The 26,295-nt window shown below is 42.7% G+C and carries 17 protein-coding genes; 9 read left to right on the forward strand and 8 right to left on the reverse strand.

What is annotated here, in order from left to right; translation table 11 throughout:
- Positions 1-131 precede the first annotated feature (131 nt).
- Entirely contained in the window at positions 132-338 is a 207-nt protein-coding gene (locus ACFBZI_RS09265) for a cold-shock protein (RefSeq protein WP_375716045.1), read from the reverse strand.
- Between the two features lie 339 nt (positions 339-677).
- Here ACFBZI_RS09265 and aroQ point away from each other — a divergent pair, with 339 nt between their 5' ends.
- Positions 678-1,157, forward strand: a complete 480-nt coding sequence (gene aroQ / locus ACFBZI_RS09270; protein WP_375716046.1) for a type II 3-dehydroquinate dehydratase — start codon at positions 678-680, stop codon at positions 1,155-1,157.
- A gap of 142 nt (positions 1,158-1,299) precedes the next feature.
- Entirely contained in the window at positions 1,300-2,493 is a 1,194-nt protein-coding gene (locus ACFBZI_RS09275; RefSeq protein ID WP_375716047.1) for an ornithine--oxo-acid transaminase, read from the forward strand.
- 126 nt (positions 2,494-2,619) lie between these two features.
- Here the strand turns inward: ACFBZI_RS09275 and ACFBZI_RS09280 are convergent, their stop codons facing one another.
- The 4 genes from ACFBZI_RS09280 to ACFBZI_RS09295 all read right to left on the reverse strand — a co-directional run bounded on the left by ACFBZI_RS09280 (position 2,620) and on the right by ACFBZI_RS09295 (position 7,136).
- On the reverse strand, positions 2,620-2,952 hold the full coding sequence (locus ACFBZI_RS09280) for a DMT family transporter (RefSeq protein WP_375716048.1): 333 nt from the start codon (positions 2,950-2,952) through the stop codon (positions 2,620-2,622).
- Positions 2,953-3,096: 144 nt separating this feature from the next.
- The gene (locus ACFBZI_RS09285) at positions 3,097-4,989 is read right to left on the reverse strand and encodes a Z1 domain-containing protein (RefSeq protein ID WP_375716049.1); all 1,893 of its coding nucleotides are present in this window, start codon (positions 4,987-4,989) and stop codon (positions 3,097-3,099) included.
- The gene (locus tag ACFBZI_RS09290; protein WP_375716050.1) at positions 4,990-6,027 is read right to left on the reverse strand and encodes a restriction endonuclease PLD domain-containing protein; all 1,038 of its coding nucleotides are present in this window, start codon (positions 6,025-6,027) and stop codon (positions 4,990-4,992) included. It lies immediately after the preceding gene.
- A complete protein-coding gene (locus tag ACFBZI_RS09295) occupies positions 6,024-7,136 on the reverse strand; it encodes a DNA cytosine methyltransferase (RefSeq protein ID WP_375716051.1) in 1,113 nt (370 codons plus the stop codon). The genes ACFBZI_RS09290 and ACFBZI_RS09295 overlap by 4 nt, the downstream gene beginning before the upstream one ends.
- Positions 7,137-7,737: 601 nt before the next feature.
- Here ACFBZI_RS09295 and ACFBZI_RS09300 point away from each other — a divergent pair.
- Positions 7,738-12,837: a DEAD/DEAH box helicase gene (locus tag ACFBZI_RS09300; RefSeq protein ID WP_375716052.1), complete on the forward strand. Its 5,100-nt coding sequence runs from the start codon at positions 7,738-7,740 to the stop codon at positions 12,835-12,837.
- 91 nt (positions 12,838-12,928) lie between these two features.
- Here ACFBZI_RS09300 and hrpA read toward each other — a convergent pair whose 3' ends face one another.
- Positions 12,929-17,164 (reverse strand): ATP-dependent RNA helicase HrpA, encoded by a 4,236-nt coding sequence (hrpA, locus tag ACFBZI_RS09305; protein WP_375716053.1) that lies wholly within the window; start codon positions 17,162-17,164, stop codon positions 12,929-12,931.
- 324 nt (positions 17,165-17,488) lie between these two features.
- On the opposite strand from hrpA, the gene ACFBZI_RS09310 reads away from it, so the two are divergent.
- From ACFBZI_RS09310 to ACFBZI_RS09330, 5 genes are all read left to right on the forward strand, one after another.
- Entirely contained in the window at positions 17,489-18,223 is a 735-nt protein-coding gene (locus ACFBZI_RS09310) for a MotA/TolQ/ExbB proton channel family protein (protein ID WP_375716054.1), read from the forward strand.
- A complete protein-coding gene (tolR, locus tag ACFBZI_RS09315; RefSeq protein ID WP_375716055.1) occupies positions 18,210-18,644 on the forward strand; it encodes a protein TolR in 435 nt (144 codons plus the stop codon). The genes ACFBZI_RS09310 and tolR overlap by 14 nt, the downstream gene beginning before the upstream one ends.
- Before the next feature lie 2 nt (positions 18,645-18,646).
- Positions 18,647-19,447: a TonB C-terminal domain-containing protein gene (locus ACFBZI_RS09320; RefSeq protein WP_375716056.1), complete on the forward strand. Its 801-nt coding sequence runs from the start codon at positions 18,647-18,649 to the stop codon at positions 19,445-19,447.
- 62 nt (positions 19,448-19,509) lie between these two features.
- Positions 19,510-20,838 (forward strand): beta-propeller domain-containing protein, encoded by a 1,329-nt coding sequence (locus ACFBZI_RS09325; RefSeq protein ID WP_375716057.1) that lies wholly within the window; start codon positions 19,510-19,512, stop codon positions 20,836-20,838.
- 148 nt (positions 20,839-20,986) lie between these two features.
- Positions 20,987-21,271, forward strand: coding sequence for a hypothetical protein (locus ACFBZI_RS09330; RefSeq protein WP_375716058.1), 285 nt, complete (start codon positions 20,987-20,989; stop codon positions 21,269-21,271).
- Between the two features lie 62 nt (positions 21,272-21,333).
- Here ACFBZI_RS09330 and mfd read toward each other — a convergent pair whose 3' ends face one another.
- A complete protein-coding gene (mfd, locus tag ACFBZI_RS09335) occupies positions 21,334-24,897 on the reverse strand; it encodes a transcription-repair coupling factor (RefSeq protein ID WP_375716059.1) in 3,564 nt (1,187 codons plus the stop codon).
- Positions 24,898-24,902: 5 nt separating this feature from the next.
- Positions 24,903-25,565, reverse strand: a complete 663-nt coding sequence (locus ACFBZI_RS09340; protein WP_375716060.1) for a thiamine phosphate synthase — start codon at positions 25,563-25,565, stop codon at positions 24,903-24,905.
- A 480-nt stretch (positions 25,566-26,045) separates the two neighbouring features.
- Between ACFBZI_RS09340 and ACFBZI_RS09345 the strand changes: the two genes are divergently transcribed.
- Positions 26,046-26,246 (forward strand): hypothetical protein, encoded by a 201-nt coding sequence (locus tag ACFBZI_RS09345; protein WP_375716061.1) that lies wholly within the window; start codon positions 26,046-26,048, stop codon positions 26,244-26,246.
- Positions 26,247-26,295 lie beyond the last annotated feature (49 nt).

Consider the following 26,295-nt stretch of genomic DNA (forward strand, 5'->3'; position numbering starts at 1 on the left):
TGCCAGTTTTTTTTTAAATAAAAATTAAATAACTTCAAATTAATATAATAAATCTACAAGAAAAACGGCAATACTTATCATACTGCCGTTTTTTTATTAGCCTAAGTCAATTAAGCTAAAATTACCAACAATCAAAGCTTAACCACTTCTTCGGCTTGTAGGCCTTTTTCGCCTTCAGTAACCACAAATTCCACCGCTTGACCTTCTTTTAGCGAGCGGTAGCCTTCACTTTGAATGGCACGAAAATGCACAAACACATCTTCGCCTGTTGCACGCTGAATAAAGCCAAAACCTTTGGCATCATTGAACCATTTGACTACGCCTTGTTCTTTAGACATAACAATATTTCCTTGAGTACTTACCCAAATAATGAGTTATATGTAGTAAAGTGGGTTTTGATGATTGATTTTAATCATGAATAAACCAACCATCATACCTGCTAAAAATCATGACTGATTTTGAAATTTTATCTTAACATTAATTTGGCAAATTACAAATACTTACATTGGCGAAAACTTCTAAATATTCAATATTTATTTATAAAATACCAAAATCCCAAAATTGCATCAAAAATTTGCCCAAATTCACCAAATAAAATTTGCCAAATGCTGACAAATTCGCTACAATGATTTTTTGGTCAAAAATTTGTCAAAATTTGACAGGGAATTTATCATACTATGACAAGCCAAACGCCAACAAGCCAAACCCCAAAAAAACTTGCCTTGATTAATGGTGCTAACTTACACCTACTCGGCAAGCGTGAACCCAAAATCTACGGCTCAACCACCCTTTTGGACATTGAGCAGCGTCTGACGGCTCATGCCAAGGCTCACCAGATTGAGCTTTGTTGTTTTCAGTCCAATCATGAAGGGGCGATTGTCGATTTTATCGGTGAGTCTGGACTGCTATCACCCACGCCGATTGATGGCGTGATTATCAACCCTGCCGCCTTTACGCACACTTCTGTTGCCATTCGTGATGCACTGGCTGCCTTGGATAAGCCTTTTATTGAAGTGCATCTGTCCAATGTCCACGCCAGAGAGCCGTTTCGCAGCCATTCGTATTTTTCGGATAAGGCGGTGGGCGTGATTTGCGGTCTAGGTGATATGGGCTATGACATGGCGTTGGATTGGTTTATTCGCCACTTTTCAGCGTAATTGGCTCACTTATTATTAGCAGGCAATTTGGTACATATTTTATAAATTAGCTAAATAAATATTTTACCATATTAATGATTGATATGGTTTTTAAAATTTTTTTATCATCAACTAACATGGAACTTAACAATTATTGGAGTGTATGATGACTACCAAAACCGAACAACTGATCGCCCAAAATGACAAATACGGCACCAAAAACTACTTGCCGCTACCAATTGTCATCAGCAAGGCAGCTGGCATCTGGGTAGAAGATCCCGAAGGCAACCGCTATATGGATATGCTCAGTGCCTATTCTGCGGTCAATCAAGGCCATTGCCACCCAAAAATTATCAACACGCTCAAAGAGCAAGCCGATAAAGTAACGCTAACCAGCCGTGCTTTTCACAATGACCAGCTGGCACCATGGAGCGAAAAAATCTGCAAGCTGTCTGGCAAAACTCGTGTGTTGCCGATGAATACTGGTGCTGAAGCCGTAGAAACCGCCATCAAAACCGCTCGCCGATGGGGTTATGATGTCAAGGGCGTGGCGGACAATCAAGCCGAAATCATCGCCTGTGTGGGCAACTTCCACGGCCGTACCATGGGTGCGGTGTCTTTGTCATCAGACCCTGACTACAAGCGTGGCTTTGGTCCGATGCTTGGCGGCATCAAGCTGGTGCCTTATGGCGATATCGATGCCCTGCAAGCTGCAATCACACCAAACACGGTGGCGTTTTTGATTGAGCCAATCCAAGGCGAAGCTGGGATTAATATTCCGCCTGCTGGCTACATGAAACAGGCATTTGAAGTTTGCCAAGCCAACAATGTGCTGTTTATCGCCGATGAGATTCAGGCAGGTCTTGGACGCACTGGCAAGTTGTTCGCCTGCGAGCATGAAGGCATCGTCCCTGATATGTACATCTTGGGCAAGGCGTTGGGTGGCGGCGTGTTCCCAATTTCTTGCGTGGTGGCTAATGATGAAATTTTGGGTGTGTTTGAACCGGGTTCACACGGCTCAACCTTTGGTGGCAACCCTTTGGCCTGTGCAGTGTCTATCACGGCATTAGATGTTTTGGTTAATGACGGCTTGATTGAAAACTCTGCCGAGCTTGGCGAGTATTTCTTAGCCGAACTACAAAAAATTGATAACCCAATCATCAAAGAAGTGCGTGGTCGTGGCCTGTTTATCGGTGTCGAGCTGACGACTGCCGCTCGCCCTTATTGCGAAAAGCTCAAAGAGTTGGGTCTATTATGCAAAGAAACTCACGATACAGTGATTCGCTTTGCACCGCCTTTGATTATCACCAAAGACGAGATTGATCAAGCATTGGCAAAAATTCGTCAAGTGCTATAATTTGTGATGAACTGTTAAAATCACTGATGAATTTGTAATTTGACAAGTAACACCCCAAAGTCAAAGCTGTCTTTGGGGTGTTATTATAATCAACAATCAGTTAATTAATCAGCCGCCCAAACGCCATCAGTGGGCAGATGCTTGGGAGAATAAGTTAATCACCAATACCCCACCGACAATCATTGCCATGCCGATAAACCCAGCCAAATCAGGCTTTTGTCCAAAGGCAAAGAAGGCGACAGTGGCGGTCAGCACAATTCCCACGCCTGACCACATGGCGTATACAATGCCAAGTGGCAGCGTGCGAGTGATGATTGACATCAAATACAATGCAATGACAAAAGCAGCGACGGCAATCACAGCGTATAGCGGCTTGGTAAAGCCATCGCTAGCTTTTAGGCAACTGGTGCCAATCACTTCCGTCACAATTGCGATGGCTAATAAAATCCACGGATTCATCAATTTACCTTTTTAATAAAATGGTTGAAATAGTGGGTATTTTAGCAGAAAAAAGTGAGTTTGGCGGTTTTAGTTTCATTGGTGGTTTTAGGTTGTTTTTAAAAATGTTATTCAGAATCAACTTCTAGTAGATTTTTCTATATGCTATTTTACATCCCAATAAACCAAACCTTTATATGGTAATTTGATATTAGGTAACCAAAAATCCTCCCCTTTCCAGCCTTTATCTCTATTTCCAACCACTTGATAAAGTGTCAAAAATAAATCATTGGGATATTTTTCGCCCAATTTACGGTCATCTTCAGAAAGCATCGTGCCTGTGGCTCTACCAATATTTCTATCTTGTTTCATTAATACATAAATTTTAAAACTAGGGCGTCGAGCTTGTAGGGCTTGAATACTGGAAATAAATTTTTCTTTATCCCAATCATCAGGCTGATAATTACCTAATTTCTCCAAAATTAAAAACAAAGTTTCAGAATCAATTTGGTATAAATCATCCTTAACTTTACATTGCCCGATAATTGCTGGCAACAAACCATTGACTGCCAATAAATTAGTTTCATTTGGTTCAAATGGGAAATAATTCACCCCGCCAACAAGCTTGTTAATACCATCTGATTTTAGTACATTTTTTCGTGTTGGATTGATATTCTTTGGATAGATAATTTGTACATTGCCATTAGATTGTTTAGCCTGTTCAATAATCAAACTATTCGCCTGATTAAGAGCCACGAAAAATTGATAAACATCAGTTGGTATATAAAGTCGCAATAGGGATCTGTCGCGATCGTAGCCAAAAATACGCGAATGTTGCCAAAAAGTATCAGCATTCGGTTTTTTGGCTGTGCGGCTGTAATAAACAGTTTGCAATTTGGGAATGGTTAAGCCACGTCCAATCACATTCCCACCAATTACAATGTTAAAGCCATTTTCTAAATTAAAATCAGCTTCTGTCTTGGAATTTAATACTACAACATTGATACGTTTTTCCTGCAAAAGTAAAATTAATTTTTCATAGATTTCTTCAAAGTGATGGATGTCTGGCTTACTTTTTTGCAAATCTAAATAACTTTCCAAAAAGCTATTTGCAATATTTTCCCCATTGTTAACTGCTTGCACTAAATCATTTAAAAAACACTGGATTTTTTGAGCAAAGGCTTGATGATCTTGGATTTTATAGCTAGGATGAAGTGCAAAATTACAATTATTTTTATCACATAAATCAAATTCTGCACAGGTTATTAAGAAAATAAGCAAGGCTTGTTTTGCCCCTTCAGCAATTTCGTCGCTGTCATCTTTCATATCTTCTAATTCATTACTAATAAAACGAACAATATAACTTGGCGGATCTGAAAAAACGAAATTTCCCCCGATGTATTGCTCACCTGCTTCAAAAAAGTGAATAAATTCAGGTTGCCAATCAGATTCTTCGTGCTGTAATAAAAGAGATTGAGGTGTTGCTGTCAGCTGGATAAACAAACTTTGACAACAGGCATTTTTAATGTCATTAAGCAGACTGTTGATAGTACTCGCTTCTTTATGTTGCTTGTCTGCATTGGTATTAAGACTTGCGGCATCAGCTTCATCATCCACAATAACCAAAGGATAACCTTTTAAATGGGCTTGGCTGGTGAACAGGTTGCGCCAACGTCTTAATATGCTGGCATTCTTTTTAAGAATGACTAAAATTGGGTTGTTTGCCTTCATAACTTGCATAAAGCTAGTATCATCACTTTCAGATAGCACAATAAAGTTTTGCAAATTGGCTTTGGCACGTTTAACAGTTTGTGCTTGTAAATCAACACTATCAGTAGTAAGGTAAAGAAATACTTTATGATCACCGTCATCTGCTAATGCACTCAATACACCCAATACCTGGGCAGTTTTGCCACTTTGAACATTACCTAACAGCAACACATTTTGAACTGTTTTTGCTTCAGTTTTTGATAATTTGTCCATAAAGCCATCTACAGTATTTTTGACAGATTTGGCTAATTCTGGCTGTGTAAGTTGATTTAAATAAGTTTGTAACATTTAGTCTTTCCCTTTAAATGAAAGCAGCCAAACATCGGGATTGTCTGTAGAGCGAAACTCAAAATGATCATTACCATATTTTCGTAGGGTTTCTTGAGTAATTTTTTCGTTATTTTGCAGACACCCCCTACGTTCTAAACGACCTTTAATCCATTTCCCAAGTGTTTTTAAATCATTTTCTGAACGAAAGTTTTTGGAATAATCTCCTGATGTTTTACATTGAAATTGCCATCCATCATCAGTAATAACCGTAAATGATTTAAGTGATGGATAACCTTCTTGTGAAGTAATATTTTTGGAAACAATTAATTCCACTTCATACCAAGGGCGTGGTTTGATAAAACCTCTTTTATCTCGTCTTCCCTCGCCAAAAAACACATTCAAATTACTTTTTTCTTCGGTTTTGGCTGGAATAGAAAAACGATACTCAGATGTTTGGAGAAATAATTGTTGAATTTTTTCAGAAGCAATTTTCTGTACCCCTAAACAATTTTCCAAATGGGTGTTATGTTCAATAAATTTACTAGGTCTTTCCACTTCATTGATATTTTTACCCAATTGCTGAATGGTATTTTGAATATCTACCTGTAAGATTTGTGCCGGTTGACCGTGCAAATGCAACATAGTTTCATATGTTCGCTCCGTATTATCCCAAAAACAGGTTAAATTTGCAGAACCTATTAAACCATTAATTTGCTGTTGATTTTTAAAGGAATACGCCTTGCCATGAAATTTTACAAACGGAGAAACATACACAGAACCTCTTTTTGCCTGTTGTAAAAATTCATTTAATTTACATAAACTATTGTATTGTAAATAACTGAATCCTTCCAAGTAATGCATTCCAACCAATAAATCTACTTTTTGAATACGGTCATTTAATTCCAAAATTTTATGCAACTCAACTATTGCATCATTAGATACATAACCTGTTGCCATCAATACTTCATCAGCTGACTTGAATAGATCCATCCAAACTGCATTAAGCGGTTTTTCCGTAATTTTTGCATTAGCAATGTTAGAAAACACCGTATTCATCGCTTGCCCCCACGGATTTTATTGAGTCGATCTTGGAATATGGATGTTTTTTCCGTTTCTAATTTTTCGTGTAAATCTACTTTTTCATAGCTACCTGAAAAAATAGGTAAAATAGTTTTAGCTAATTCAACCACACCTCGTGGCGGAACGGCATTGCCGATTTGACGTCGCACTTCGGTAGTTGAACCAACAAATTCGAAATCATCAGGAAAACTTTGTAGTCTAGCACGTTCACGGTTGGTAAACGCCCGAGGTTCAGGAAAGTGATAACCCCATGTTCCTCCGCCTCCTGCTGCAATAATTGTTTTTGATGGTTCATCGCGATGCATACGACGATAAACGTGGCTGATCATACCTTTTACATATAAAGGATGATCTTTTGGAATGTCGGTAAAATTACCCCCCTCGGGAATGAGTTCCAACATGCGGCGCGTTTTATCACTAATTTTCAGCAATTCATTATTGCTGGCAGATTTTGGAATATTTGATACCGCTTCTCCTGCCGTAACATACGGTTTTAGCCCGTTTTCTCCTGTTTCATTGTGTGTCGGTTTAGGATGGTGAAAATCAAAACCAGTATCCAAGCGAATACCCACAATTAGTACGCGTTCTCGAAATTGAGGTACGCCAAATTCAGCAAAGTTGTACAACTTTGCCTGAACATAATAACCGCAATTTTCAAAATCGGTAATAATTTGCTGAATGGCTTTTTTCTTGTTTGCTGTCAGCAGCCCTTTTACATTTTCAGCGACAAACACCTTAGGTTTTTTGGCATTTACAAAATGTAGAAAACTCTTGTATAAATTACCACGCTCTCCTTCCAACCCGGGCTGTTTCCAAATCATAGAAAAGTCTTGGCAGGGAAAGCCACCCAAAATTATATCGCAATCAGGGATTGTAGGATCGTTTGGATTTATTTGTTCAATATCTCCCTCTACAATCACATCACCGATATTTTTACGGAAACTTTCACACGCCCAATGAGAAAAATCATTTGCCCAAACGGTTTCATAGCCAGCATGATGAAAACCCAAATCCAAGCCACCACAGCCAGAGAAAAGAGATAAAATTTTTGGAGTATAGGAAGGTGTTTTTTGATTAGATGACATGGGATTGGACTCCCATGCAGTAGATTGAAACTATCTTTAGGATTGATTTTAGGAATAAATTACCCTGCACAACGCAACGCAACGCAACGCAACGCAACGCAACGCAACGCAACGCAACGAGAGTATATTTTTCTTGATTAAAAGTAAAGCCCATATTTAAAAATTTCCCATATAAAACCTAAGGTATTATAGTTTTACCAACCCAATTTTACAACAAAAACATTGTATGAAGAGTCAAAAAATTCCTGAATTTACTTCATGAGCAATTATGACCCATTGTGTAATTCTTACCTGAGTTTATTTTCAATATAAGTACAATGATTATCTATATCAATAAGGTTTTCAAAAACTAAGAGCTTATTCTAAATTTATCATGAATAATTTTTTATATGTTAAATCAGTTAATAATCAATAAGCAACAGAAAAAATAAAGTGTTAGGGCATTAAATTAAAATAAACAAATGCTAGACAACCAAAAACAAAAAGGTTCTTATTTAAAAACTGGGCATGCATAGCGCATTATTATTTACAATATCAAGAGATAAAATGTATAATAATGCACAATAACCGAATCATTTTGCTTTATTAAAAGGGATAAACTATGCCAACTCAACTCAACTCAACTCAACTCAACTCAACTCAACTCAACTCAACTCAACTCAACTCAACTCAACTCAACTCAACTCAACTCAACTCAACAGCATTATCTAACCTTTTAACCCAATTTCAACAAAATTCTTTAACCGAGCGTGAAAAGGGCACTTATTTTGAAGACCTGATTCAGTGCTATCTTCGCACCGAACCTTTCTATAAAGATCTCTACCAAGAAGTTTTAACTTTCAAACAATGGGCAGAAAAATACCGCCCAAATGAACCCAGCAATGATACCGGCATTGATTTGGTCGGCGTAACCTTTGACGGTGGAAACCACGCCATTCAATGTAAAAACTATGATCGCAATCACCGTATCAGCAAAGCGGATATTGACAGTTTTTTCACCGCATCGGGCAAAAACTATTTTGAGCGGCGAATGATTGTTACCACCGCTGAAAACTGGACGGAAAACGCCTATCAATCCCTATCCGAGCAAACCCCACCCGTTTCTTTAATTCAACGGACAGATTTAGAAAACAGCGTGATTGATTGGTCGCAATATCAGGCTGAAAGCCTGCCGGTTTTACGCCCGAAAAAAGTATTAAGGGAACATCAAACAAAAGCATTAAATGCCGTCATCAAAGGCTTAGCCACGGAAGATCGCGGCAAATTGATTATGGCGTGTGGAACAGGCAAAACCTTTACCGCATTAAAAATTGCCGAAGAAATGGCTGGTAAAGGCAAAACCGTCTTATTTTTAGTGCCGAGCCTTGCCCTGCTTTCACAAACGCTCACCGAATGGACACAAGAATCCGCCACGCCGTTGCACAGTTTTGCGGTGTGTTCTGATAGCGATGTGGGAAAACAAGGTAAACTCAAAGATGATGATCGGGTGCAACTGCTCAATCACGAATTGCAATATCCTGCCACTACCGACGGCAGAATGTTGGCAAAAGCGGTTAACGTGCATAATCGTGAATTGGCGATGACCGTGATTTTCTCTACTTATCATTCCATTGATGTGATTCACCAAGCACAGCAACAATTCGGTCTGCCTGAAATCGATTTGGTGATTTGCGATGAAGCCCACCGCACCACGGGCGCAAGTTTTAACGATGATGAACAAGAATCCACTTTTGTGCGGATTCATCATCAGGCTTATATCCAAGCGAAAAAACGCCTGTATATGACCGCTACGCCCCGTATTTATACCGAAGATGCCAAAAAAACCGAAGGCGTAACCGTCTATTCTATGGACGACGAAAGCAAATTCGGTAAAGAATTACACATCATCAGCTTTTCTTCTGCGGTTAGACAAGGCTTGTTGGTGGACTACAAAGTGTTGGTATTAGCGGTAGAAGAAGCTCATATTAACCGCCGTTTGGAATATTTGTTAAATCAGCAAGGCAATGAAATTCAAGTGGACGATGCGGCGAAAATTGTCGGCTGTTGGAAAGCTTTATCCAAATATGGTGTTACCAACGATTTAATCGGCGATGAACAACCGATGAAAAGAGCAGTGGCTTTTTGCCAAGTCATTGAAAAAGAATATAAAGGCAATAAACACAAAGTCAGCTCCAAAGCCATTGCCGAAATGTTTGATACGGTAGTAACCGCCTATCAAGAACAAGAGCGGGAAGCCTTGCAGAATTTGGGCAAAGAAGTACCGCTTGATCTTGCCCAATCGCTCAATCTGAAATGCGAAGCCGAACACGTGGACGGCTCAATGAACGCCAGTGAAAAATCAGGCAAAATCAGCTGGCTGAAAGCGGATACCGATGACAACACCTGCCGTATTTTATCCAATGTGCGTTGCCTGTCAGAAGGCGTGGACGTGCCGGCATTGGATGCAGTGTTATTTTTAACCGCCCGCAATTCACAGGTTGATGTGGTGCAATCAGTGGGACGTGTGATGCGTAAAGCCGAAGGCAAAAAACGGGGCTATGTGATTTTGCCAGTGGTGATTCCAGCAGGCGTTGAACCCGATAAAGCCTTGGATAATAACGAAAATTATAAAGTAGTTTGGCAAGTGCTAAACGCCCTGCGTTCCCACGATGACCGCTTTGATGCGATGATCAACAAAATGGAATTTGACGGTGCGGCAAAAGATAAAATTGAAGTGATTACCGAAATCAGTGAAGTCTTTAAAAAAACCACTAAAAAACAGCAAAGCAATAAGAAAAAATACGATAAATCAGGACGCGATCAGCACAGTATCGGTACTAAAGATAGTAGCCTACCGCCTGATCAACTGGAAATAGAATTTGAAATTGGCGAAATTGAGCGTGCCTTAACCGCTAAAATCGTGAAAAAATGCGGTAATCGTAGCCATTGGGAAGACTGGGCAAACGATGTGGCAAAAATCGCCAACACCCATATTGACCGCATTAAAGCCATTTTGGAAAATCCGCAAAATCAAAGCCAAATTCAAGTGTTTAATGCTTTTGCCAATGAATTGCGTGATGATTTGAACAATGCCATCAGCGATGATGAAGTCATCGAAATGCTGGCACAACATTTGATTACCAAGCCGGTGTTTGATGCCTTGTTTGCCAATGACAATTTCACCGCACACAACCCAATGTCGCAAGCCTTGCAACAAACCATTGATGCCTTGGGTTGTAGCACCGCAGAAACCAAACAGCTTGCCGCCTTCTATGAAAGCGTGCAATTTAGAGTGCGTAATATCCAATCCCCTGAAGGCAAGCAAAAAATCATTAAAGAGCTATACGACAGTTTCTTTAACAACGCATTTCCAAAAATGGCAGAACGCCTCGGCATTGTCTATACGCCGGTGGAAGTGGTGGATTTTATTATTAAAAGCGTAGAAGATGTGCTGAATAATGAATTTAACGCCAGCCTTGCCGATAAAGGCGTGCAAATTATCGATCCATTTACCGGCACAGGCACATTTATCACACGGCTTTTGCAATCAGGCATTATTCCGCCGGAAAAACTGCCAAGCAAATACAGCGAAATTCACGCCAATGAAATCGTCTTGCTTGCCTACTATATCGCTGCGATCAACATTGAATCGGTGTATCACGCCCTATTAAGCGAAGCCAAAAAGAGCGGGCAAAATTTTCAGAGTTTTTCCGAACAATACCAGCCTTTTGAAGGCATTTGCTTAACCGATACCTTCCAAATGTATGAAAAAGAAGATTTGGTGGACGTAATTTTAGAAACCAACAGCAAACGCCGTAAACGCCAAAAAGCCTTGGATATTCGGGTGATTATCGGCAATCCGCCTTATTCGGCAGGGCAAACATCAGAAAATGATAATAATTCAAATATAAATTACCCTTATTCTAATAAAAGAATTGAAGACACTTATGCAAAATATTCAAAAGCTACCTTAAAAAATTCTGTATATGATACCTATATCCGAGCCATTCGCTGGGCAACAGATCGTATCGGCAATAACGGCGTAATTGGTTTTGTGACCAACGGCGGTTATTTAGAATCCAATTCTGCCGATGGTTTGCGTAAATGCTTGGCTGAAGAATTTAGCTCTATCTATATTTTTCATTTGCGGGGTAATCAACGCACATCAGGCGAACGCTCTCGTAAAGAAGGGGGCAAAATTTTTGGCTCAGGTAGCCGAGCACCGATTGCCATTGCCATTTTAGTCAAAAATCCCAATGCCCAAACGCACGGCAATATCTATTTCCACGATATTGGCGATTATCTCAACCGCGAACAAAAATTAGACATTGTGCAAAATTTCCAATCCATTAACGGCATTACCGCCGAAAATCAATGGACGCAAATTATCCCCGATTCATTTAACGACTGGCTGAATCAGCGTGATCCGAATTTTGATAACTATATTTCAATGGGTGATAAAAAGGATAAAAATGCGGTAGTGGTTTTTGAGAATTATTCAGCAGGTGCGGCTACAGGTAGAGATTATTGGGTTTATAATTACTCTAAAAATATGTTATCTCAGAATATGAGAGCAATGATTAATTTCTACAATAATGAAGTAAATCGTCATTCTATTTTAAAAGATAAAAATATTGCCATTGATGATTTTGTCAATGGAGATAAAACTAAAATTAGTTGGACTGACACATTAAAATTACGATGTGAAAAGCACTATAAATATGATTTTCAACAAGATGAAATTATCACTGCATTATATAGACCATACACCAAAGAAAATCTTTACTTTGATAAACCGTTTATTCATAGAACATACCAAATCCCCCAACTATTCCCTACCCCAAAAACAGAAAATCGGGTGATTTGTTTAACAGTTACAGGTTCAAAAGGGTTTTCGGTATTAATGGCTGATTTAATTCCTGATTTGCACTTAATTGGTGATGCCCAATGTTTCCCACGCTATCTCTACGAAAAAACCGAAGAAACCAACCCAACAAGCGGTCTGTTTTCGCAAAATTTCTGCAATAACATTGTGGACGGCTACAAACAGCGTGAAGCAATTAGCGATGAAGCCCTTGCCCATTTTCAGACGGCTTACCCGAATGAAAATATCAGCAAAGAAGACATGTTCTACTATATTTACGGGCTACTCCATAGCGAAGAATATCGGGAAAAATACGCCGATAACCTAAGCAAACAACTGCCACGCATTCCTTGCGTGAAGTCGTTTGCAGATTTTAAATCCTTTGAACAGGCAGGACAGGCATTAGCCGAATTACATCTTCACTATGAAAGCGTGCCGATGTATCAAAATGTGCTGTTTAAAGGCGGTTTAAAAATCGTGGGGAATCAATTATCGGGCGGTATCGGCGAAGATTTTTATGTGGAAAAAATGAAGTTCGGCGGCAAAATGCTTAATCCTGAAACCGGCAAAAAAGAAGACGATAAATCCAAAATCGCCTACAACGCCAAATTCAGCATCGAGCAAATTCCACTGGAAGCCTACGACTATATTGTGAATGGCAAATCCGCCATTGAATGGGTAATGGAACGCCAATCGGTAAAAACCGATAAAGCCAGCGGTATTACCAACGATGCCAACGATTGGGCAATCGAAACGATGAACAATCCACGCTATCCAATGGAATTATTGCTACGGGTGATTACGGTGAGCCTAGAGACAATGAAAATTGTGAAGGAATTGCCGAAGTTGGAGATTTAAACCATAAAAAATCCTGCAATGCTGTTTTCGCATTGCAGGATTTTTTTATGGTCTATAACAACCTTAGAAACACCGCCAAAACCCACCCAAATCACTTGGTATTCAAAGTCGCCCACAGTTTGTCAAGTCGCTTGGCGGAAACTGGCGACAAGGTTTTCATCGGTTGGGCAAATAAATTGATGCGATACTCTTCGACCAGCCAGCGATATTCGGCAAATTTTGGCTGATGAACACACACCGCCAGCCGCTCCATATGCACATCTAGCAGATACACGGCGTCCAAATCGGCGTCCAGATTGTGCTGCAATCGATCCAGTCGCACATTGAGCGCTTGCAAATAGCGTGGGTAATGCTGCCAATGCTGATAATCGGTGCGATACACAAAATCAGCAAGCTGCAAATCGTCCAACTGATCTTCAATATCTTCGATAGATTCGGCAAAAATCTCATTATCCAGCATCAATAATTTACCACGAGCAGTCTGCCAAGCGGTATAAATGCTTTTAAGCGTCTTTAAAATCACCTGCCCAACCAATAAAAACTGGCTCAAAATCCCCTGCTCTATCACCCCAAACTCTGGATAATCCAAAGGCAAATGTGCCATCAGCCACTGATTTTGTGGTGTGGTGCTTGCCCCCAGTATCGCCGCTCTGGCGTGTTCGCCCTGCTCGCTGATGGGCGATTGCTCAAAATCGTGGGCGTGTTGGTATAAACAAGCTTGCAAAGTAGCATCAATGACGATGGATTTTAGTTTTTCTAAATCGCCCAGCGGTGCAAAGGCAAGTTTAAAGGCTTTGTCAATTTGCCCTGTCAGCTGCTTTTGCTTAGCACCGAGTTTGCCTTTTATCAGTGTCAAAACGCCCTTTTTATGGGCATTTAAAGCAGCACTCAATTCACTAAAAGTGGCAATGGATACCGCTTGACCAGCTGCGTCCGCCTTGAGTGCCGAAAACTCTTGCATGACGATGCCAGAAGTGTGTTTATTTTTAACAAAACTAAAATATTCTGGGAAATTTTGATGCAAACCTTGCTCAATGGCGATGGTCTGCATCACCGTTTGGCTGTGGCGTGCCTGCAAGCGAAGTAAATCACGGCTTTTTTCGATGACACGGTTTTTGTCGTCCACCACACAGATGAGCGGTCTAAGATAATCGTCCACCTTATCAGGGGCAAAATCCTGCGGACTGGTGCGAACGCCAAGCGTCATCAAAGCTGCCACCAATTGATCCAGCAGACCAGTTTGGGCTTTGGGATTGAGTTTGCCAAAGATTTTTTGGCAAGTGTCAGGAATGGGGACGATTTGACGACGGATTTCTTTAGGTAAGGTTTTTAGTAATTGTAGTACTAGTTCATAACGCCAACCTGCAATCCCCCAAAGCAGTGCCACCGCATCAAGCTGTGCCAAAGCCTTAATCGGTACACGCACCGTTACGCCATCATCGTCCGAACTTGGGTCAAACACATAAGACAAGGGTAATTTGACACCGCCCAAATGCCAACTTTCGGGGAATTGATGACTGTCATTAACCGATTCGTTAAGCACATCTTCATCACTAAAATGCAAAAAATTGGGCGTTTTATTCTCAGCATCGTGATAAAATTCTTCAAAACTTTTGCGGCTAGCAATGTGCTTGGGGATTTTGGCATCATAAAATTGATACAAATTTTCTTCATCAACCAGCAAATCACGGCGACGCAATTTGTCTTCGATTCGCTCAATGTCTTTGATTTTGTTGGCATTGTCTGATAAAAATTTGAGATAAGCACCGTATTGATTGGCAACTAAGGCATCGGTGATAAAAATCTCTCTGGCGTGCGGCAGATCGATTTGTTCATAATTCACCAGCTCCTTGGCAATCACAATCAAGCCAAACAAGCTGATTTGGGCGTAGGCACGCACTCGCCCAGCTTTTTTTGACCAATGCGGCTCAAAATAATGATATTTGAGCAAATCAGGGGCAGCTTTGATAATCCATTCAGGCTCAATCTTAGCAAGCGTTCGCATATACACCTGCGAAGTTTCCACCACTTCAAACGCCATCAGCCACTGCTCGCCCTTTTTGTGTAGAGTGCTGGCTGGAAAAATCCGTGATTTTTGCCCACGAGCCATCAGATATTCGCCAATGGTGTCGGTCTTGTGGGCGATGAATGACAACAACGCACTCAATAAAGCACGGTGAATATTGGCATAATGAATGCTTTGCTTGTCGGTGTCAATCTTAATGGTTTTGGCGGCAACCAGAGCATTTTTTAGCGATTTTTGTCGTGCAGGCGTTTTTGATAATGACAATCGCACGCCTTTTTTGGTGTCTGCTTTGGCGTTCGTCTTGGTATCCGTCTTGGTATCGGTAGCATTTTGGGCATCGTCATTGGATTTTTCAATCACAAAGCCCATTTCGGCAACCATTTCGCTCAATTGGCGGTGCGTTTTTTGCCATTCACGAATGCGTGCGTGGCTTAAATAGTGCTTTTTGGCAAAATTGCGGCGAGCGTTACTGCTTAATATCTGATAATCGTTGGTGGCGTGCTTGTCAAATAAAGCGGCAAACAATTCCAAATAAAACAAAAAGTCCGAATCTTCACGGCGAAATAAAGCGTGCTTTTGGTCAGCTTGGGCTTGTTTATTGGTAGGTCGTTCACGCACATCTTGCACTGCCAACGCCGACACGATAATCAAAATGTCCGCCAAACAGCCAAATTCATCACCAGCAACCAATATCCGTGCCAAGCGTGGATCGATGGGCATTTTTGCCATCTGCTGGCCGATTTTGGTTAGGCTGCCTGCCTGCATTCGCCCTTTTTTGGCACGAGTTTTAGTATAACCATCTGGGCTAATCGCCCCAAGTTCAATGAGCAGTTTTCGCCCATCATTGACCAAACGCAAATCTGGCGGTGTGATAAAATCAAACGATTGCACATCGCCAAGTTTTAGCCGCTCCATCTGCAAAATCACCGATGCCAAATTGGTACGCAAAATTTCAGGCTCGGTAAATTCAGGGCGACTGTCAAAATCTTCTTGGGAATACAAACGGATACAAACCCCAGCAGCAACACGACCGCACCGCCCTTTGCGTTGATTGGCGGCAGCTTGGCTGATCGCTTCGATCGGCAGCCGCTGAATGCGTGAGCGGTAGTTGTACCGCAAAATCCGAGCAAAACCCAAATCAATCACATAGCGGATATTTGGCACGGTTAGGGCAGTTTCGGCGACATTGGTGGCGATAATAATCCGACGCCCTTTGCCTGATGGTGAAAAAATCCGCTGCTGCTCACCATAGCTTTGGCGAGCAAATAACGGCAAAATTTCGGTGTGGGCTGGTGCGTAAGTGGTCAAAATTTCTTGCAATTCACGGATTTCAGCTTCTGTTGCCGCAAAAATCAAAATATCGGCTTGGTCAGGATGTCCTTTGGCACGAGCATCGTCAAAGCACTCATTCACCGCTGCAGTCAAGGCTCTGGGCAAATTGTCTTCAATTTCATCAAACGCATCGTCATCTTGGCTGATAACGATGGTATCTGTTAAAGGGCGATAACGCACTTCCACAGGATAGCTACGTCCTTCCACGACAAAAACAGGGGCAGGTTTGCCATTTTTGGCAAAATATTCGGCAAATCGTGCCGTGTCCAAAGTGGCCGATGTGATGATGACTTTTAAATCTGGGCGTTTTGGCAAAAGCTGCTTAAGATAACCCATAATAAAATCAATGTTTAGGCTGCGTTCATGAGCTTCGTCAATGATGATGGTGTCATAATTGGACAAAAACCTGTCCGACCCCAATTCTGCCAACAAAATCCCATCGGTCATCAGCTTGACAATGGAATGTTTGCCGCCTTCTTCTGTGAAGCGTACCTTAAAACTCACCGTCTGACCCAAGCTCTCGCCCAGCTCTTCGGCGATACGAGTGGCAACCGAACGAGCCGCCAAACGGCGTGGCTGGGTGTGTCCAATTTGCCCTGTGATGCCACGCCCTGCCAGCATGGCAAGTTTGGGCAATTGGGTGGTTTTGCCTGAGCCAGTTTCGCCAGCGATAATCACCACTTGATGCTGTCTGATGGCATCAATCAAGGTGTGAGCTTCGGCGGTAACTGGCAAATCGTGATTGAGCTTGGCAAATAAATCGTTAGGAATGCTGTCAATTCTTTGGGCGACTTGTTGGCTTGAGCGGGCTTTGATGGCGTCATAGCGGCTTTGGTGGGCTTGTCTGGTTTCGCCATGGCTTGCTTGGATTTGTTTTTTTAATTTTTCTAAAAAATATCGGTCTTTTGCCAACACAGGCAAAGTCTTAACATCATGCGTCATTTTTGGCGGTTGGGCGTTTTTCATCATTATAAATTTTGTTTGATAATTGGTAATATTGGCTTAAAAGCAGGTAATTCAACGAATAAATCCGTCTATTGTAAAGAAAATCAACCAAAGGTGCAATTTTTCAAGCATTTTTCTGATATTTTTCTTTGATTTTTAAATAAATAACAATTTAACTGGGCATAATTTATCAGTTATTAATTAAAAATTATTGATTTTTAATATAATTTAGTTAATCAATCTGGGCAAATTAATTAACCGATAGCGATTTTTATAGCGATAGCAAATTGGACAATTTATGCTATAATAAGAGCAATATTTTCATGAAATTTGGTCAATGTTGCACTTATGAACGAATCTGTCAGCCTTATTACTCTGATTATCCAAGCCAGCACCGTGGTGAAGTTGGTGATGGCACTGCTTTTGGTGCTGTCTGTTGTCAGCTGGGTGATTATTTTTCATCTGACCAGTAAAATTGGCAGTGCTGCTCGCTTTGATGAGCGGTTTAAGGCGTGGTTTTGGACAGATAGCATTGATAAGCAATTGGCAGTGGTCAATCAAGAATCCCAACGCATGGGGCTTGAAGCCATTTTTTATGCAGGCTTAACCAATCTGGATTATAGCCTTAGCACCGCACAAAAAACGGACATTGCCGAGCGTCGTTTGCGTGTGGCTTTGGGCGTTGAGCAGGCACATGCTGAGCGTGGTTTATCGACACTGGCGACCATCGGCTCAATCTCGCCATACATTGGGCTTTTTGGCACGGTTTGGGGCATTATGAACGCCTTTATCGGACTGGGTCAAGCCAACGCCGTCAGCCTAGCGACCGTTGCCCCAAGCATTGCCGAAGCGTTGATTGCTACCGCTTTGGGTCTGTTTGCCGCAATTCCAGCATCGATGGCGTTTAACCATTTTACCGCCAAAGCCAACGCCCTGTACGAAAGCCGCAGCCTGTTTTGTGAAAGCCTGATGAGTGCATTATTGGCACAATTTGCCAAAACCGAAACATCGCCAAGCCATGCAACTGGCACAACCACCCATACCGCCGATGCAGACCAAGGGGCGTTTCATGGCAACTTCTAGCAAATTTGCACGCCGCCAAAAACCCCTAAACAGCCAAATGAATGTCGTGCCGTACATTGATGTCATGTTGGTGCTTTTGGTGATTTTTATGATTGCCGCTCCGATGCTTAGCACAGGCGTGTCGGTATCTTTGCCAAAAGAAGACACGCAAGCTGTCACGCAGACGGACGATTTGCCGATTATCATCAGCGTGCAAGCCGATGGCAAATTATTCGTCAGCCACAAAGATGCCATCGATGAGCCGATGAATGATGATTCACTGGACGCCCTACTTCGCCAAATGCACAGCCAAAATCCCAAATTACAAGTGATGGTCAATGCCGATGCCGCCAATCCTTATCAGCAAATCATGCACATCATGGCACTGATTCAAAACGCTGGCATTACACAAGTTAGCCTATTAAGCGAATCTAACAAATAACCATGCCAAATTCTGCCAACATTTCAGATAGCACGCACAAGCCAAACTTCACACTGCCCATCGTGGCAAGTGTGGTAATTCATGCGGTGATTATCAGTATTGTCGCAGCGTCAGTGATTGCACCACCAAACGATGATACAGGTTTGGCGGCCACTTTGGTCAATCAATCCGAGCTAAGTGCCGCCAAAAACACCCTAAAAGCCCATCACGATGCCCAACGCCAAGCCCAGCATCGCCCAAAATCTGCCATCTCACCAGCCGATCAAGCATTGCTAAACGCACGAACTCACCATTACCAGCCACCACCGAGCCGACAGACAGCACCACAAGCTGTGCCATCGTTTGAGCCTGTGGATATGACAGCTAAGGTGAATGACAATTTTACTAATGGCGGTATCGGCAGCTTGGCTGATAGCAGCTTTGGCAATGACACCATCACCAATGACGACAATCGCCACAGCTTGGGTGCTGCCACAGCCGATAACGGCAATGCTGCCACTTCGTCAGCACCGAGCCAAGCCCAAATTAACGCCGCCTTATCAGCGGTCAAAAATCGCATTGAGACGATTTGGAAAAAATATCCAGTTCAGCCCAATCAAGCCATCAGCTTTCAGGTGAATATCGATGCCCAAGGCAATGTCGTCAGTATCGTCTATGGTGCTGGACATGCCGATTTAAAAGAATCCATCGAAGCGGCAGTGCGTGCTGCAGCACCATTTTCGGAATTGGCAGGGCTAAAAAACAGCATCAAATTAAAATTTGTTACCGAACAAATCAGCCATGCCGATAGCTCAAATCCTTGATTTGATTTTTAATTTATTTTAAGTAATTAAGATAATTTTTGAGATGATTTATGAATTTGCAAATGAGTCAGATTAACCCAATTCACCCAATTAGACAAATGAACAAAACCCAAATCCAAACAAAAATCAAGCCACTTTTAACCAAATCGGCGTGCGTGTTATTTACATCTGTGCTTGGCATGATGGCAGCCCATGCCGATGGCGATGATGAAGTGATGGTCATCACTCGCAGCGTGGCAGGCAGTGCCTATCCCGTGGCAGTGATGCCATTTGCCCAAGCCAATAAAATCAGCGATAACCTAAACTTGGCAGGGCTTGGGGCGACACACCAAAATCTACCGCAGCACACCCAATCAGCCAGCGAGATTTTGCACAATCTTAGCACATGGCGAAACCAAGGCTTTGGGTATGTGGTCATCGTCCGCACGCATTCGATGCCAAGCAACAAAACCGCCATCAGCTATGAAATTGTCGATACCAACACAGCTCAAATCAGCGACAAGCAAACACAAGTCAGCGACAATCACCCTGCGGCACTGGCGGTAGCATACAATCAAATCAGCGACAAAATTTATCAAGCCATCAGCCATCAGCCATCGGATTTGACTGGTAAGATTGCCTATGTCGAAGAAACTGGCACGCCAAATAACAAAACTTCCAGCCTAAAACTTATCGATGTGCATGGGCAAGCGATTGCCACACTGTACACCGTCAATGGCTCAATTTTAACGCCGACTTTTTCGCCTGATGGCAGTCGTATCGCTTATAGTGTGCAGACTAAGGACGGGCTGCCTGTGATTCATATCCAGTCGGTCAATGGCGGACAGCCGCAAGTGGTTACGCCATTTTGGGGGCATAATCTGGCACCGAGTTTTTCGCCCAATGGCGATAGCATCTTATTTTCGGGCAGTCATGAAAACAACAACCCCAACATTTATCGGCTAAACTTTACCGCCAACCGCTTGGAGCGTCTGACCAATTTGGCAGGGGCGGAAAACTCACCCAATTACCTACCCAGCGGCACAGGTTTTATCTACACCGCCGACCACGGCACTCGCAGCCAAAGCCTGCAGCGTTATGATTTTGGCACAGGCAAAAGCACGCAAATCGCTGCTCGTGCGTCCAATCCACGCCTAAGCCCAGATGGCAATAAACTGGTCTATGTCGCATCAAACCGCATCGTGATTGCCAACACCCAAGGCAAAACCCAGCAAAGTTTTGCGGTCAATGGCACTGAAATTTCGGCAAGTTTTTCGCCGTCATCAACTCGCATTGTCTATGCCCAAAAACAAGGCAACCAAAGCCAGCTGATGATTCGCTCATTGACCAGTAACACCGCTCGCACCATCGCCACCACTGGTATCGCCAAAGACCCTGTTTGGTCAAAATGATTGATTTTGGTTAAAATCATGGGCGAAATTGGCGAAATTGGCGAAATTGGCGAAATTGGCGAAATTGTAATGATTTCTTGACAAATATGCAATGACAAAAATATAACCAAACAGGCGGCTGATAATGGCTAAGAAAAATGGCAAAAATATGGCAAAGCACTCAAAGTATTGTACGCATATTAGCATGGCGATTGTGGCAAGCTGCTTGATGGGCTGCCAACATATCCAGCTGGCACAGCACCCTTTGCCCATCACACTTGCCAACAAAGAGCCGATACTTGCCCATGTCGATACTGATACCGACACCGATGATAAGCATGGCAATCATGGCAGCACGCACAAACCTGCCCTGCCACAAAAAAACCGCCCCATCAAGCCTTTTGCCCAGCCACGCACTGAAAGCAATTTTTTCTCCATCAAAGATTGGTTTTAATTTTAAATTTTACTTAATAAAATCAAATTTAAAATTCAAATAAAAATCAAGGCAAATTTGGATTAACCGCTCGCCACTGACGACTCAAAATACAACAAAAGTTCGTTAATTTTATCAATGCGAGCTTGGGTATCCATCGCTTTTTTGGTGGTGTGGCGAATGCCAGTCGCCCCATTCATGCGGTAGCCGTCATTACTTTGTATCAGCTTAATAATCGCCAAGCCGTCCACTGGCGTATCTGGACGAAAATCCAGATTGATGGTTTTTTCGCCAGCGTCAATTTTGGTAATGCCCAGCGTTTTGGCACGGATACGAATGCGATGCACAGCAAACAGGTTTTGGGTCGGTATTGGCAACGCCCCAAACCGATCAATCATCTCCGTGCGTACATCGAGCAGCTCACCAATGTCATCTAAGCTACTGATTCTTTTATAAAAAATCAGCCGCTCATGCACATCGGACAAATAATCATCAGGGATTAATGCCGAAGCGTGAATGTCAATATCACTCACCAAATCCAAAGGCGTGGCAAGGCTTGGCGTTTTGCCCTGCTTGATGGCACGAGTGGCACGCTCCAGCATATCCATATACAGCCCAAAGCCGATGGTCTGCATATTGCCGCTTTGTTCTTTGCCCAGCAATTCACCTGCCCCACGAATCTCCAAATCTTCGGACGCCAGCATAAAACCTGCTCCCAAAGTGTTGGCACGAGTGATGGCATTTAGGCGTTTTTTGGCATCGCCACTTAGCCCCTTAAGCGATGGCACCATCAAATAACAATACGCCTGATGATGGCTGCGTCCGACTCGCCCACGCAACTGATGCAGCTGAGCAATGCCAAATTTATCCGCACGATGGATAATGATGGTGTTGGCATTGGGAATGTCGATGCCTGTCTCAATGATGGTACTGGCAACCAGCACATTGTATTTTTTGTGATAAAAATGATTCATCACCGCCGATAGTTCACGCTCATGCATCTGACCATGTGCCACGCCGACACGCACGCCATCAACCAGCGTCCGCAAATGCTCGGCAGCGGTCTCAATACTGGCAACATCATTATGCAGATAATACACTTGACCGCCACGCAAAATCTCACGCAAAATCGCTTCTTTGATTGCTTCGTCCGATTTTGGCAATAAAAAAGTCTTAATCGCCAAGCGTCTGGCGGGCGGTGTGGCGATGATAGAAATGTCCTGCATGCCTGATAACGCCATGTTCAGCGTGCGTGGAATCGGCGTGGCAGTCATTGACAAGCTGTCAATCTCGGTTTGCATGGCTTTGATACGCTCTTTGTGCCGCACGCCAAAGCGATGCTCTTCATCAACAATCATCAAACCCAGTCGCTTAAATTTCACTTCATCCTGAATCAGCTTATGCGTACCAATCACAATATCTACCGTGCCATCTGCCAAGCCTGCGATGACTTTATCGTGCTGTTTTTTGTTATCAAAGCGAGATAAGCCTTCGATTTTAATCGGCCAATCGGCAAAGCGGTTCAAAAAGCTGTCTTCGTGTTGACGTGCCAGCAGTGTCGTTGGTACCAATACCGCCACTTGATAGCCTGCCTGCACAGCGATAAATGCCGCACGCATGGCAACTTCGGTCTTACCAAAGCCGACATCGCCACAAATCAGCCGATCCATCGGCTTGGACTGCTTCATATCGTGCATCACCGCATGAATCGCTTCGGCCTGATCTGGTGTCTCTTCAAAGGCAAACTGACTGGCGAACAGCTCATATTGTGCCATATCAATGCCAAAACTGATGCCTGACTTGGCGTTGCGTCTGGCTTGTACATTGAGCAATTCGGCAGCGACATCATGGATTTGTTCCAAGGCTTTAAGTTTGGCCTTTTCCCATTTGCCTGAGCCGATTTTGGATAGGCTGACCGCTTCAGAGTCTGTGCCACTGTATCGCCCTATCAGTGCCAAATTGGTAATGGGCACATAAATGCTGGCATCATCGGCGTATTTTAGATGGATAAATTCTTGCTCACCTTCGCCCACATCTAGGACAATCAGCCCCTGATACCGCCCAATGCCATGCTCAAGATGCACCACCAACGAGCCTTCGTTCAGCTCAGTTACCGACTTGACCAAAAACGCCTGCGAAATGCTGGATTGACGGCGGCGGCGAGTTTGTAGCACTTGCCGTCCAAAAATCTGCGTCTCACTAATCACACAAAGCCCAGTGCCGTCTGTATGATTTAACCACAAACCCCGCTCAATCGGTGCAACACTGATGGCAAGCGTCCGCTGGTCAAATTCTGACAAATTTTTAATAAAATCTTGATAACTATCAACCACTTTGGTGGCGATTTTGTTTTTTAATAATTCTAAAATAATCTCACGGCGGCCAGCACTTTCGGCAACCAGTAGCGTGGGCAGCTGCTGCGATTGGATAAAATCAATCAGCTCAGACAATGGCTCTTTGGCCTGATGATCGATGGCTAAAATCGGCGGTGGCAAGACTTGTAGCGTGCCGATTTGTGCCGATGCTGGCTCATGTGCAATCAGTACACGAGCATAAGATTTTAAATATTGATGAAATTCATTATTTGCCAAAAATAAATAATCTGGCGGTACAATCGGTAACTGCTTGTCATGCGAGCGAGATTGGTAGCGTGTTTGGATTTGTTGCCAAAATTGCTGATGAAAATCCGCCAAATCATCATGACTGACAATCAAAGCGTCATCAGGCAAATAATTGAACAAACTGCCTGTCGCTATCCAATTTTCTATCTCAAAAAACAGCGGTGCATAATACTCAATGCCTTGTGGGGCAATGCCTGCCATCACATCGTTATAAAAATCAACCTTGCGCGCACTGACATTGGCAAATAAATGGGCAAAATTTTGACGGAACAGCTCTCGCCCTTCTTCTAGGGCAAATTCTCGTGCTGGCAATAGGCTAAATTGGTCAATTTTGGCGGTTTTTGGTAATTTGCACTCATCTAGATTATTTAGTCCTGCTTTGGCATCTTTTTTTAGAATATCTAACTGGTCATCGTTGAGCGTCCGCTGCGTTTCTGGATTAAAAAATTTGATGCTTTCAATCTCATCATCAAACAAATCCAAGCGAAATGGCAGACTTTGACCGATGGCAAAAATATCCACGATGCTGCCACGCACCGCAAATTCACCCGGCTCAAACACATTGTCCGTGTGGGTGTAGCCTGCCTTGATTAGGCGTTGTTTTTGTTCGTCAATATCAAAGCTGTCGCCAACTTTTAGGTCAAAATGCTGACCAATCAACCAGCTTGGCGGTGCGATACGCTGCATCAAAGTCTGCACGCTAACCAGCAGCACGCCTGACTTTGGCATGTGTGTCAGCAGAGCAATCCGCTCAGAAGTGATGTCTTGATGCACCGATAGCTGATCATATGCCAAAATTTCCCAATCGGCAAAAACCTTAGCGTCCACCCCAAAAAACGCCAACTCAGTATCCAAGCGGTTTAGCTCATCTTGATTATTTGCCACCATGACCACCAAGCGGTTTTCGCTTTTGGCAACCTGCGACAGCCAAAAACTCAAATCCGCCTGACCCAGCAGATTTAGGGTGTGTTTAAAGCCAGCTTTGCTTGGCAAATTGTCCAAATTTAATGCAAGATGATGCGTCATTATTTTTACCAATTGTTTAGTTTTTCTTGCCATGCACGGCATTTATCGGCAATGGTTTCTGCCGAATGGCTCATAATATCAGCGGTAACGGCAATGTACTGTACAGGCATACCTTGCAAATCATCGCGCAACTGATGGACATTTTCAAGGGCGATACCACCAATCACACACAAAGGCAAATCAAACGCAATGGCTTTTTTGAGTACCGCTCGTGGTACTAGGTTCGCTCGTGGCTTGGTGATGGATGCAAACGCTGTCCCCATCGCCCCATAAGTCGCCCCTTCTCGCTTGGCTTCCTTAAATAAAGCAATGTCGGCATGGCAAGTGCGGCCAATCACCACATCATCGCCCAAAATCTCACGAGCCACTCGCACGCTGCCATCACGCTGCCCCAAATGCAGACCTGTGCCAAAATGCGATGCCAATTCCAAATCGTCATTCATCACCACGCTGATATTGTAATCACTGGCAAGGCTGACAATCATCTCCGCTTCTTTATACACCGTCGCCAAATCATAGAGTTTTAGTGTGGATTTTCGGCGAATTTGCAATAATGAAACCGCACCTGTATCAAATGCTCGCTCCAATTTGTCAAGCAAAGTGCTGATTTCATCATCGTTGGTTAGTAGATACAATTTCGGTGCTTTGTCTGTGCTTTGTCTGTTCATGGCGATATCTTCCCTATTTGCCCAAGAATTTCCAAAAACAAAGGCTTATTATAGCGGATATGCTGCTTTTGTGCTAGGCTGCGACAGTGTGGTTTGTTGGCATTTTTGGTTTATCAAATCAATCAACATCGGTAAAAATTTTTATCAGATAAATTTATGACTCATCAGTTCAAACAATTAATGGCGATAAACTGGATAAAAAATAGACACAACTTACTCAAATGTGCTAGGATAGCAACAATTTGGCAATAAAACAACAAAAGCCTTGTTTTATTGCGTAGATTTTAGTGATAGTATATACAAGTTTTTTTAGGCAAGGTGAGCAAGGACGCCAAGCAAGCTGTCGCCGCTGTTGGTTATTTATCAAAATCAGCCAGTTTTTGGTCAATCAAGCCAGATTAACCAAAAAAACTGACTGTAACCAATCACCCTAACTTCTAAAACCAACATCTATCACGGTATCTTATTGGAGTTCACCAAATGCCAAAAATCGTCGCCAATCCCAAAACACGCAGCCAAATTCAAGCCGAGTCAGACGCTCGTCGTGGTGTAAAAACCGCCAGTTACAAATTTCCGATTGAGTTTATCAATCATTTGGCAGAATTATCCAAAAAGACTGGATTGCCACGCTCAAGAATTATCATGATGGCGGTCAGATCATGGAAATATGACACGCCGTAGTTTTGAGTCTCAAAACCACTCGTCAAACCGTTTTTATTTTTAACAAATA

It is taken from the genome of Moraxella marmotae (assembly GCF_042219885.1).
Taxonomy (GTDB): Bacteria; Pseudomonadota; Gammaproteobacteria; order Pseudomonadales; family Moraxellaceae; genus Moraxella; species Moraxella marmotae.